12 protein-coding genes are annotated in these 10,865 nt (G+C 68.6%); 5 read left to right on the top strand and 7 right to left on the bottom strand.

Annotated features, from left to right (window positions below):
- Nucleotides 1-864 (bottom strand): lytic transglycosylase domain-containing protein (locus OZ671_RS07700; protein WP_268860186.1); only part of this gene is annotated, 864 nt, incomplete at its 3' end.
- Nucleotides 865-973: 109 nt separating this feature from the next.
- Here OZ671_RS07700 and OZ671_RS07695 point away from each other — a divergent pair.
- Together OZ671_RS07695 and OZ671_RS07690 are read left to right on the top strand one after the other, a co-directional pair.
- On the top strand, nt 974-1,468 hold the full coding sequence (locus OZ671_RS07695; protein WP_103168407.1) for a MaoC family dehydratase: 495 nt from the start codon (nt 974-976) through the stop codon (nt 1,466-1,468).
- A 4-nt stretch (nt 1,469-1,472) separates the two neighbouring features.
- A complete protein-coding gene (locus OZ671_RS07690; RefSeq protein ID WP_268860185.1) occupies nt 1,473-2,342 on the top strand; it encodes an HpcH/HpaI aldolase/citrate lyase family protein in 870 nt (289 codons plus the stop codon).
- Nucleotides 2,343-2,384: 42 nt separating this feature from the next.
- On the opposite strand, the gene OZ671_RS07685 is transcribed toward OZ671_RS07690, so the two are convergent.
- Together OZ671_RS07685 and OZ671_RS07680 are read right to left on the bottom strand one after the other, a co-directional pair.
- Entirely contained in the window at nt 2,385-3,017 is a 633-nt protein-coding gene (locus OZ671_RS07685; protein WP_268860184.1) for a flavin reductase family protein, read from the bottom strand.
- A gap of 5 nt (nt 3,018-3,022) precedes the next feature.
- Nucleotides 3,023-3,601, bottom strand: coding sequence for a nitroreductase family protein (locus OZ671_RS07680; protein WP_268860183.1), 579 nt, complete (start codon nt 3,599-3,601; stop codon nt 3,023-3,025).
- A 185-nt stretch (nt 3,602-3,786) separates the two neighbouring features.
- Between OZ671_RS07680 and OZ671_RS07675 the strand changes: the two genes are divergently transcribed.
- Complete coding sequence (locus tag OZ671_RS07675) at nt 3,787-4,875, top strand: hypothetical protein (RefSeq protein WP_268860182.1); 1,089 nt, start codon at nt 3,787-3,789, stop codon at nt 4,873-4,875.
- Between the two features lie 291 nt (nt 4,876-5,166).
- Here the strand turns inward: OZ671_RS07675 and thrS are convergent, their stop codons facing one another.
- Entirely contained in the window at nt 5,167-7,134 is a 1,968-nt protein-coding gene (gene thrS, locus OZ671_RS07670) for a threonine--tRNA ligase (protein WP_268860181.1), read from the bottom strand.
- Between the two features lie 198 nt (nt 7,135-7,332).
- On the opposite strand from thrS, the gene OZ671_RS07665 reads away from it, so the two are divergent.
- Entirely contained in the window at nt 7,333-8,061 is a 729-nt protein-coding gene (locus OZ671_RS07665) for a hypothetical protein (RefSeq protein ID WP_038313845.1), read from the top strand.
- On the opposite strand, the gene yidD is transcribed toward OZ671_RS07665, so the two are convergent.
- Nucleotides 8,049-8,420, bottom strand: coding sequence for a membrane protein insertion efficiency factor YidD (gene yidD, locus OZ671_RS07660; RefSeq protein WP_103169190.1), 372 nt, complete (start codon nt 8,418-8,420; stop codon nt 8,049-8,051). The two genes, OZ671_RS07665 and yidD, sit on opposite strands and share 13 nt — an antisense overlap.
- A 91-nt stretch (nt 8,421-8,511) precedes the next feature.
- Here yidD and OZ671_RS07655 point away from each other — a divergent pair, with 91 nt between their 5' ends.
- Nucleotides 8,512-9,660 (top strand): TIGR03364 family FAD-dependent oxidoreductase, encoded by a 1,149-nt coding sequence (locus tag OZ671_RS07655; RefSeq protein WP_268860180.1) that lies wholly within the window; start codon nt 8,512-8,514, stop codon nt 9,658-9,660.
- Between the two features lie 81 nt (nt 9,661-9,741).
- Here the strand turns inward: OZ671_RS07655 and OZ671_RS07650 are convergent, their stop codons facing one another.
- The gene (locus OZ671_RS07650; RefSeq protein ID WP_268860179.1) at nt 9,742-10,128 is read right to left on the bottom strand and encodes a hypothetical protein; all 387 of its coding nucleotides are present in this window, start codon (nt 10,126-10,128) and stop codon (nt 9,742-9,744) included.
- A 129-nt stretch (nt 10,129-10,257) separates the two neighbouring features.
- Nucleotides 10,258-10,707: an iron-sulfur cluster assembly scaffold protein gene (locus tag OZ671_RS07645; protein WP_038313848.1), complete on the bottom strand. Its 450-nt coding sequence runs from the start codon at nt 10,705-10,707 to the stop codon at nt 10,258-10,260.
- Between the last annotated feature and the right edge of the window lie 158 nt (nt 10,708-10,865).

Raw genomic sequence — 10,865 nt, 5'->3', positions numbered from 1 at the left:
CGAGGTCCAGGTCGCCGCGACGAAGGCATTGATCGGCCCTGCCCCGGTCGAGAACATCGAATGGAACGGCCGCGACGGATTGGCATTCATGCGCGGGACGGCCGACCAGGAGCCGCGGCCGCCGTCCGGCTCGGCCGCATCGGTGCCGGCTGCCGGCGGCGCGGCGGGCGCTTGGGCGGCGGCCTGGGCGGCGACCAGCGTGGTCGCCGGCCGGGCCTCGGAGTTCCCGCCCGAGGCGAGCGCCGCATAGACCTCGGCGACGGTGCGCGGCCGGCCGTTCTCGAAAAAGATGCTGCGATTGGCACCCGCCGCGTCCGGAAAGGCGCGTGCCGCCACGGCCTGCGGGTTCGACTGGTTGAGGGTGATCAGCCGCGCCGCGCCGCCGGAGCCGAGGAAATGGGCCATGTAGAGCTCGCCCTCGGTCGGATTGCGGCCGGTAGCGCTGCGCAGGTCCTGTGCATTGCGATTGGTGAAGGCGCCGGCCATCAGCGCCGAAATCTGCGGATCGTCACGCAGCGCCAGGATCTCGCGGCGCACGGCCGGATCGGCGACCACCGGCTGGCCGGCGCTGTTGGTGCCGATCTGGGCGGCATAACGTTCGAGGCCGAGCTTGCGGCCCTCGTCGCGCACCATGGTGAGCCAGGTCGAATCGATGAACTGGTAGAGGCCGCGGGCGCTGCTGGTCGGCGCCTGGGCCGCCGGTTGCAGGCTCGATTCGCGATGGGCGGTGCGCAGCAGATAGTCGAAACCGGCGCCGGTGGCGCGCGCAGCCGATTGAATGGCCTGCACGACGCGGCCGATGCCCGCTTCCGTCGCCCCGCTCGGGCGGGTCTGCGGATCGGCCGGTGAACGGAACAGAAACATGATGGCGGCCCCCCGGAGGCGATACCTCCGCAAGGGATCTGACTGCTTTATGGTAAACGAATCCCTAATCGCATTGCCCGCGATGGCGCAGATCCCAGGTTGTCCCCCCATGACCACGACCGTTTCCCTCTCCGACGCCCAACGCCACCCGCGTGGCGGCATCTATTTCGACGATTTCGCGGTCGGACAGGTGATCAAGCATCGGCTGACCCGCTCGGTCACGCAGATGGACAACATGCTGTTCTCCAACATGACGATGAATCCGCAGCCGCTGCATGTCGACCGGCAGTTCGCCGCCGCGTCGGACTGGGGCAAGCCGCTGATGAATTCGCTGTTCACGCTCGGCCTGATGATCGGCATTTCCGTGCCCGACACGACCAACGGCACCCTGTTCGCCAATCTCGGCATGACCGATTGCAAGTTCCCGCACCCGCTGTTCGAGGACGATACGATCCATTGCGAGAGCGAGGTGACGGCCAAGCGCGAATCGAAGTCGCGGCCGACCATGGGGGTGATCGAGTTCCACCACCGGGCCTATAATCAGGACGACAAGCTGGTGGCGGAGTGCCTGCGCCAGTCCCTCGTGCTCAAACGCCCGGCCTGATCCCATGCGCTCGATGCTGTTCGTCCCCGCCGATTCGGAAAAGAAGCTCGGCAAGGGCCTGGAAACCGGCGCCGACGCGCTGATTCTCGACCTCGAGGATTCGGTCGCCGCCGCCAACAAGGCCGGCGCCCGCGCGACGGCGCGCGCCTTCCTGGAGGCCCATGTGCCGTCGGCCGACCGCCCGCTCCTGATGGTGCGCGTCAATGCGCTGGATACCGGGCTGACCGACGACGACCTCCAGGCGGTGGTCGCGGCGAAGCCGGACGCCATCATGCTGCCGAAGGCCGAAAGCGGCGCCGACGTCGTCCACCTCGACGCCAAGCTCAATGCGCTGGAGGCGCTCGCCGGCATCCCCGAAGGGCACGTCAAGATCGTCGTGGTGGCGACCGAGACGGCCAGGGCCGTGTTCAATCTGGGCAGCTACCAGGGCGCCAGCCCGCGCCTGTCGGGCCTGACGTGGGGCGCCGAGGACCTGTCCGCCGACATCGGCTCGGAAACCAACCGGGCGAGCGATGGCCGCCATACCGAGCCCTTCCGCATCGCCCGCTCGCTCTGCCTGTTCGGCGCTGTCGCCGCCGGCGTGCAGCCGATCGACACGGTGTTCCCGGCCTTCAGGGACAGCGAAGGCCTGCGGCGCGAGTGCGAGGAGGCCCGGCGCGACGGCTTCACCGGCAAGATGGCGATCCATCCGGCGCAGGTGGCGGTGATCAACGAGGTGTTCACGCCGAGCGCGGAAGCGGTGGCCGAGGCACACCGGGTCATCGCGGCCTTCGCCGCCAATCCGTCGGCGGGCGTGGTCAATCTCGACGGCGAGATGTTCGACCGGCCGCACCTGACCCGTGCCGAAAGGCTGATCGCCCGCCTCGGCCGCTAAGACGCGAGCGGGGCCGGGGCCCCGCTCCCATGCGTCCGTGTTCTAGCGCCTGCGCTCGTCGAAATTGCCGCCGCCCGGGGGCCGGGTCATGCGGAACATCTGGTCGGGCCCGACCTGGAAATACTGGTCGTAGCCGGCCCGCATGATCGGATGCATGGCGGCGGTATCGACCTTGCCGTCGCGGATGAAGGCGTCGTCGACATAGACGCCGACCACCTGGCCGATGATCAGCGAATAGGTGCTGACGCCTTCGAGCGAGGTGAGCGGTACGGTCTGCAGGTACTTGCACTCGATCGCCGCGGGCGATGCCTTGACGCGTGGCGGCCGGACGAATTTCGACGGTGCCGGCTCCAGCCCGGCAAAGGCCATTTCCTCCTCGCCGCGCGGCAGCGGCGCCGAGGTGAGGTTCATCTGGTCGCGCAGGTCGAAGGTTGCGAGCGAACAGGTGAATTCACCGGTTTCCTCGATGAAGACCTGGGCATCCTTCATGTGTCCACCGCCGAAGGCGACCATGTGCGGCTTGTCGGAAATGGCGTTGAAGAAGGAATAGGGCGAACAGTTGATCCGGCCCTCGCCGTTCACGGCCGTGATCCAGCCGATCGGCCGGGGCGCGACCACGGCCTTGAAGGGATCGTAAGGCAGGCCGTGATCGGCGGCGGCGACGCTGTAGTGCATGGCGATCAGCCCTCAAAACGCGTGACGATGGCGGCCATGTCGGGGCGCACCCGGTCCTCGGCCCTGGCGGTCGGCGTGCCGATATGGACGAAACCGGCGATCTTTTCATGTGTCGCCAGGCCCAGCCGCTCCTGGACGCGCCGGTCATAGGCCGGCCATTCGGTGACCCAGTTGCCGCCGAAACCGAAGGCCGCGGCAGCATGCAGCAGGTTGAGCCCGACCGCGCCGGCCGACAGCAACTGCTCCCATTCGGGGATCTTCACATGAGGCCCCGCGCGCGAGACGATGGCAACGCAGACCGGCGCCCGGCTGAACCGTGCGGTCTCGATCTCCAGCTTCCTGGCGTCGGCCGCCGGGTCGTCGGCACGCACGAGGTCGGCGAGGAAGGCGCCGAGCCGCGCCCCGGCAGCCCGGTCGATGACGATGAAGCGCCAGGGCGCGAGCTTGCCGTGGTCTGGCACCCGGGCCGCGATCGCCAGCATGGCGTCGAGCGTCGCCGGGTCCGGGCCGGGCTCGGCCATCAGCGGAAAGGGCGTGGAGCGGCGGGTCTTCAGATGCTCGATGAGCAGGTCGGATTGAGGCATGGGCATGTCCCGCGAAGAGATGCCGCCTGCATTAGCCCGCCTTGCCGACGGAGGATAGGCTTGGCCACACACTTTCGGGCGAGGCGACGCGCCGGCCTTGCCCCTTGCCAGCGCCCGCCGCAGGCAGCAAAAAGGCCATAATGTCAGGCGAATGGAACGCTGCCTGCCGCCGGAAATCTCGACCGATGCGTCTTACTCGCCAGCGCCTGATCTCGACCTGCCTTGCTGCCGCGCTGGCCGTGGCCGCACCAGCGGGCTCCAGCGTGGCGCAGGCCCCCGTTCCTGCTCCCGCAGCCGGCGCGGCGCCCGCGGCCGGCTCTGCGCCGTCCGGCGAGCTGCTGCCGCTCGCCGCTGAGCCGCAGCGGCGGCGCCGGCATATTCCGGGCGGCGCTGCGACGCCCTTCTTCACCCTGCCTGACGGCGCCATGCCGTTTGCGCCGCAGGCCGGCACCAACCCGGCCCTGCAGCTGCCCGGCGCGCCGCCGCAGCCGAACATCGTGCCGCAATTCACCGATCGCACGCCGGTCAATTTCGATGCCCGCTACAAGCAGAACGGCCAGTTCGTGCGCGGTGGCCTGCATTGGCGCGTCTTCGCTGACAAGCCCGAGGCCAGCGGCGCCTTCGCGCTGATCGCCGAATCGCGCGATGCCGCGCCGACCTTCGGCCTGAGGCCCGGCGCCTATATCGTGCACACCGCGTTCGGCACCGTGGCCCAGGCCCAGCGGGTGGAGATCGGCACCGGCCCGTTCCGCCAGACCGTGGTGCTCAATGCCGGCGCGCTGAAGCTGGTCGGCAAGGTCGGCGAGCGCGACATTCCCAACGCCCGCATGGCCTACGACATTTTCGCCGGCGGCCTGTTCGACGGCGGCGAGCCGCGCCTCGTCATGCGCCAGGCACCGGCGGGCGACCTCATTGCCCTGACCGAGGGCACCTATCACATCGTCTCCGTCTATGGCGATGCCAATGCGACGATCCGCGCGGACGTGCGCATCCGGGCCGGCCAGGTGACCGATGCCGTGGTCCATCACCGCGCCGCCAATGTCAGCCTGCGCCTCGTGCGCGACCGCGAGGGCGGCGAGCCGATCGGCAACGCCGCCTGGACGGTGCTGACGCCGGGCGGCGACGTGATCAAGGAATCGATCGGCGCATTCCCGTCCATGGTGCTGCAGGAGGGCGAATATCTCGCGATCGCCCGCCACGAGGGCCGGGTGTTCAACCGCAAGTTCCAGGTCGAGGCCGGCAAGGACCTCGAACTGCAGGTGGTCGCGCGCTAGATCGAACGTCGTGCGCCCGGCATGTCGGCGTGCCGTGGTTCGAGGCTCGCCTGCGGCTCGCACCTCACCATGAGGCATGTGGTGTACTGCGCCGCGGATGCTCATGAAGCCGCACGTCGTGAGCGCATCTGAGACCGCCACAGATGCCATGCTCTCCACTCCTCATGGTGAGGTGCGAGCCGCAGGCGAGCCTCGAACCACGGCGAACCGAGATGCAGCAGACCCGAATACGGAAAAAGCCGGCGGATCGACCGCCGGCCCTCTCAAATGCTCTTGCGACGACTGGCGCCGTCAGGCCGCGCGAGCGCGCCTGACGTCGGGCGGCACCGCCTCTTCGGCGAGCTGGGCGACGAGCTGGTCGAGCCCCATCGTCTCCTGGGCCTGCGAGCCGAGACGGCGAACCGAGACGGTCCGCTCCGCGGCCTCCTTCTTGCCGACCGCCAGGATCACCGGGACCTTGGCCAGCGAGTGCTCGCGGACCTTGTAGGAGATCTTCTCGTTGCGCAGGTCGGCATCGGCCTTGAGGCCGGCCTTGCGGCAGGCGGCCAGCACCTGCCGGCCATAGTCGTCGGCCTCCGAGGTGATCGGGCAGACCACGACCTGCTTCGGCGCGAACCAGAACGGGAAATGGCCGGCATAGTTCTCGATGAGGATGCCGAGGAACCGTTCCATCGAGCCGCAGATGGCCCGGTGGATCATGACCGGCGTGGTCTTTTCGCCGTCGGCGCCGATATAGAAGGCGCCGAAACGCTCCGGCAGGTTGAAGTCGACCTGGGTCGTGCCGCACTGCCAGTCGCGGCCGATGGCGTCGCGCAGCACATATTCGAACTTCGGCCCGTAGAAGGCCCCCTCGCCCGGATTGATCGCGGTCTTGATCCGGTTGCCCGACTGGCGCGCGATGGTTTCGAGCACCTCGCCCATGACGGCCTCGGCGCGATCCCACATGGCATCGGTGCCCACCCGCTTCTCCGGACGGGTCGACAGCTTCACCACGATCTCCTCGAAGCCGAAATCGGCATAGGTCGAGAGGATCAGATCGTTGATCCGCATGCACTCTTCCGCCATCTGCTCGTCGGTGCAGAAGACGTGGGCATCGTCCTGCGTGAAGCCGCGCACGCGCAGCAGGCCGTGCAGTGCGCCTGATGGTTCGTAGCGGTGCACGATGCCGAATTCCGCAAGCTTCATCGGCAGATCGCGGTAGCTCTTCAAGCCATGCTTGAAGATCTGGACGTGACCCGGACAGTTCATCGGCTTCACCGCGAACCAGCGCTTGTCCTCGGCCTCGTCACCGGCCGACTGCGCCGCGAACATGTTCTCGCGGTACCATTCCCAGTGGCCGGACGTCTCCCACAGCGACTTGTCGAGGAGCTGGGGGGCGTTGACCTCCTGATAGTCGGTCTCGGCGAGGCGGCGGCGCATATAGGCGACCAGGGTCTGGAACATGGTCCAGCCCTTGGCGTGCCAGAACACGACGCCCGGCCCCTCCTCCTGGAAATGGAACAGGTCCATTTCGCGGCCAAGCCGGCGGTGGTCCCGCTTCTCGGCCTCCTCCAGCATGTGGGTATAGGCCTTCAGCTCCTCGTCGTTCCGCCAGGCGGTGGCGTAGATGCGGGTGAGCATCGGGTTCTTGGCATCGCCCCGCCAGTAGGCGCCGGCCACCTTCATCAGCTTGAAGGAATTGCCGATCTGGCCTGTGGAGACCATGTGCGGGCCGCGGCAGAGGTCGAACCAGCCGCCCTGGTCGTAGAGCTTGATCTCCTGGTCGGCGGGGATCGCCTCGACCAGCTCGACTTTGAACTTCTCGCCCTTGTCGCGGAAGATCGCGACGGCCTCGTCGCGCGAGACGATGCGCTTGGTGAAGGGCTTGTTGGCCGCGATGATCTTGCGCATCTCGGCTTCGATCGCGGCGAAATCCTCCGGCGTGAACGGCTCGTTGCGGAAGAAGTCGTAATAGAAACCGTTCTCGATCACCGGGCCGATGGTCACCTGGGTGCCCGGCCAGAGCTTCTGCACGGCCTCGGCCATCACATGGGCCGCATCGTGCCGGATCAGCTCGAGAGCCTCCTCGCTCTCGCGGGTAACGAATTCGATGCGGGCATCGCGCGCGATCGGGTCGGACAGGTCGGTCACGACGCCGTCGAGCTTGACCGCCAGGGCGCGCTTGGCGAGCGAGGGGGCGATGGACTTGGCGACGTCGAGGCCGGACAGGCCGGCGTCGTAGGAGCGTTTCGCCCCATCGGGGAATGTCAGAACAGGCATTTTCAAAAACTCCTCTCACTCCTGCTGACCGGGCAGGTAAGGGGGTGGGACAGCGGGGATCCGAACCGCCGGCCGGACTTGCCGCGCACAGAGGCGGCATACGGCCAACGGAAGAGGAGACGGGATAGCCGAGCGGACGCCGAAGGGCAATGCTCCGGCGGCCTTTCGCCGGGTCGCGCCAGGAGGTAGCCTTGTTCCATGCGTCGCCTCGTCATCCGATCGGGCGCCCTTCTGGCCGCCCTCGCCGTCCTGGCCATCGCGGCCGGGCCGGCAAGCCGCGCCGAGACGCCTCAGGCCGAAGCCCCGGTCGCGCGCCCGCCCGATGCCGCGGACCTTGCCGCCCGCACCATGACCTTCACCCGCGTCACTGGCGAACCCGGCGCCTGCGGGCCGGGCTGTTCGGAATGGATCGCCGCCGAGGGCGTGATCCTGCCCGGCACGGTGGTGGCCTTTTCCAGACTCGTCGACCAGCTCCACGGCGCGCGCCCGCCGATCGTGATCCATTCGGACGGCGGCATGACCGACATCGCCATGGCCCTCGGCCGCGTCATCCGGCGCGCCAGGCTCGATGCCGTCATCGCCCGCACCGTCAGGTCGGGCGACAAGGCGACGATCGAGCCCGGCGGCGCCTGCCACGGCGCCTGCCTGTTCGTGCTGGCCGCCGGCGTCAACCGCAGCACTGCGCCCGGCGCGGTGATTTCGATCAGCCCCTTCGATTTCCACTTCGCGACCGGCGGCGCCCTGCCCGAGCCGCGCCGCCAGCGGCTGATCACGGCCATGCTGGAGCGGGCCCGCAGCTATTTCACCGATATGGGGCTCGATCCCGACCTCGCCGGCCTTCTCGATTCCAACACCCACGCCGCCTTCTATCCGACCCGCGGGCAGCTCGAAGCCTATCGCATCCTGACCCGCTATCAGGACCTGTGATCGTTCCCGGCCGGCTCGCAGACCGGCCGGCCGCCGCGCCAGCGCCATCGGCCGTAGCGCCAGGGCAGGAACCAGCGCGCCCCGGGCGGCAGCGCTTCGGGCGCATTGTCGATGCCCGACGTGCCCCAGGGGTGGCAGCGGCAAAGCCGCGCGAGGCCGATCCAGCCGCCGGCCCACAGGCCATGGCGCATGATCGCCTCGTCCATATAGGCCGAACAGCTCGGCAAATGCCGGCACCAGCGGCCGACCAGCATGGAAATGCTGAGCTGATAGGCGCGCAGCAGGCCATGGCCGGCGAGCCGCGGCCATCGGCGCGGACGCCAGTCGTCGAACAGCCGGTCGAGCTCGGACTTTGCCATCCCCTGCTCATAGGCGTCCGGCGGACCGGACGGAAGCGTCACGGTGCAAGCGAGATTGAACGTCGGCGCCCGCCGCTCTATCGGTGAGGCCATGACCCGCTCATATGACCTTGCCGTTGTCGGCGCCGGCATTCTCGGCCTTGCCCATGCGCTCGCCGCCGCAAGGCTCGGCAAGAGCGTCGTCGTCATCGACCGCGACGCCCAGGCGAACGGCGCCTCGGTCCGCAATTTCGGCTTCGTCACGGTCACCGGCCAACAGCGCGGCCTCACCTGGCGCCGCGCGCGCCGCAGCCGGGACATCTGGGCCGAGATCGCGCCGCAGGCGGGCATAGCGATCGCCCATCGCGGCCTGGTCGTGGCGGCGCATCGGCAGGAGGCCGTCGGCGTCATCGAAGCCTTCATGGCGACCGAAATGGCCGGGAACTGCCGCCTGGCCTTGCCCACCGAGGCGCTGGCGCGGGTGCCCGCGCTCCGCGCCGAGCGGCTGAAAGCCGCGCTGATCTCCGAAGAGGACCTCAGGGTCGAGAGCCGCACCGCCATCCCCCTGCTCGCCTGTCATCTCGAAGCAACCCTCGGCGTCACCTTTCGGCGCGCCATAACCGTGCTCGACGTCGCGCCGCCGGTCATCGCCACATCGGCCGGCCCGATCGGCGCGGAAGCGGCCATCGTCTGTCCGAACGACGATTTCCAGACACTTTTCGCCGGGCGGATCGCTGCGCAGGGGCCGACCAAATGCAAGCTGCACATGCTGCGTGTGCGCCCGGACCGGAGCGTCGCGCTCGGCGCCGCCGTCATGTCGGATTTCGGCCTCGCCCGCTATGAGGGCTATGCCGCCCTGCCGGAGGCCGCCCCGCTCAAGGCACGGCTCGCGGCCGAGGCGCCCGACATGCTCGCCAACGGCATCCACCTCATCGCGGTGCAATCCGCCGACGGCTCGCTGGTCGTCGGCGACAGCCATCACTATGCGCCGACACCCGACCCGTTCGCGCCCGACACCGTCGATGCGCTCATCCTCGCCGAGCTCGACGCCACGCTCGCCCTGCCCGGCCGCGAGGTCGTGGAGCGCTGGACCGGCATCTATCCCTCCGGCCCCGGCGTGATGTTCATGGACGCGCCGCTGCCGGCCGTGCGCCTCGTCATGGTGACGAGCGGCACCGGCGCCTCCACCTCCTTCGCGATCGCCGAGGAGACGGTGGCCGATCTCTACGGCTTGGCGCCGCCGCCACATGTCGCGCATTAGCGCCTGATCGGATGGAGCCGACGGCCTGCGCAGCGGCCGGCCTCGGTCCTCTCGTCATGCAGAAGGCATCAAAGCGCTACGCTACTCGCACAGGGTGAAGATCTCGCTGTTGTCCCGGCCGTAGATGACGATCAGCCGCATGGCGCCACCCCGCTCGCTGATCACGAAGCGCAGGTTGCGGGTGCCGCCGACGCTTTCCGTCACGCGGGCATCCCAGCTCAGCGGCTCGCGCGAAGCCTGACGGATCGACAGCGGCTTGCGGTCGACCTCCGGCCCGCGCATCTCGCGCGCCGTCACCAGCATGGCATCGGCCTCGAAGCCCTGGGCCGGCCGGGTGCAGCGGTCGACATTGAGCCGCCAGTAGCCCTGCATCTGCTGGGGAAAGCGCGCATTGCCCTGGGCAGAAGCGGAATGCGGCAGCGCCAGAAAACCGAGGGCGCAGGCAGCGGCAAAGGTCAGGCGCATCATCAAAAAGCTCCAAAATCAACGAAACAGGACATTCTGCCGATCGACCGGCAAAAGCCGGCATGCCGCGCCGATATTGCCGCGGCGTGTCTTCGGGCATCAGAAAGCGTTTCGATCTTCCGGTAAACGGGCCTATTCGGCGGCGGCCGGCGCACGCGCGGCCTCGATCCTGCCGATCGCCTCGACGACAGCGTCGAAGGTGAGCAGGGTCGAGGCGTGGCGCGCCTTGTAGTCGCGCACCGGCTCCAGCACCGCGACATCGGACCAGCGTCCGCCGGGCGGCGCGCCATTGTCCTTCAGCATGCGCCGGACATCCTCGCGCAGCTGCCGCAGCTCGGCAGCGGTTGCGCCGACGACATGGCGGGCCATGATCGAGGAGGAGGCCTGGCCGAGTGCGCAGGCCTTCACGTCATGCGCGAAATCGGTCACCCGATCGCCCTCCATGACGAGGTCGACCGTTACCGTCGAGCCGCACAGTTTCGAGTGGGCGGTCGCCGAGGCCTGGGGTGCGGCGAGCCGGCCGAGCCGGGGAATGTCCGCGGCCAGCTCCAGGATGCGCCGGTTGTAGATGTCATTGATCACGGTGCGATTTCCCCGGGACGCAAGATGAACAAGCGTTCATGGGCCGTTCAGATGCCCCCATCATATATGCCTCGCGTGCAGCGATGGAACCCCGCGCCAAGGCAGGGCGTTGCACCGGCGCATCGGGCATGCATTTCGTCCGCCTTCGACCTTCGCCC

Source organism: Phreatobacter sp. AB_2022a (assembly GCF_026847585.1).
Classification (GTDB): Bacteria; Pseudomonadota; Alphaproteobacteria; order Rhizobiales; family Phreatobacteraceae; genus Phreatobacter.
The sequence above is the reverse complement of the archived record's forward strand: the minus strand, read 5'-3'. Positions and strand labels throughout refer to the sequence as shown.

Bases quoted from the DNA above. Each gene is read 5' to 3' on its own strand.
- OZ671_RS07695 (WP_103168407.1), top strand. From the start codon at position 974: ATGACCACGACCGTTTCCCTCTCCGACGCCCAACGCCACCCGCGTGGC.
- OZ671_RS07690 (WP_268860185.1), top strand. From the start codon at position 1,473: ATGCGCTCGATGCTGTTCGTCCCCGCCGATTCGGAAAAGAAGCTCGGC.
- OZ671_RS07685 (WP_268860184.1), bottom strand. From the start codon at position 3,017: ATGCACTACAGCGTCGCCGCCGCCGATCACGGCCTGCCTTACGATCCC.
- OZ671_RS07680 (WP_268860183.1), bottom strand. From the start codon at position 3,601: ATGCCTCAATCCGACCTGCTCATCGAGCATCTGAAGACCCGCCGCTCC.
- OZ671_RS07675 (WP_268860182.1), top strand. From the start codon at position 3,787: ATGCGTCTTACTCGCCAGCGCCTGATCTCGACCTGCCTTGCTGCCGCG.
- thrS (WP_268860181.1), bottom strand. From the start codon at position 7,134: ATGCCTGTTCTGACATTCCCCGATGGGGCGAAACGCTCCTACGACGCC.
- OZ671_RS07665 (WP_038313845.1), top strand. From the start codon at position 7,333: ATGCGTCGCCTCGTCATCCGATCGGGCGCCCTTCTGGCCGCCCTCGCC.
- yidD (WP_103169190.1), bottom strand. From the start codon at position 8,420: ATGGCAAAGTCCGAGCTCGACCGGCTGTTCGACGACTGGCGTCCGCGC.
- OZ671_RS07655 (WP_268860180.1), top strand. From the start codon at position 8,512: ATGACCCGCTCATATGACCTTGCCGTTGTCGGCGCCGGCATTCTCGGC.
- OZ671_RS07650 (WP_268860179.1), bottom strand. From the start codon at position 10,128: ATGATGCGCCTGACCTTTGCCGCTGCCTGCGCCCTCGGTTTTCTGGCG.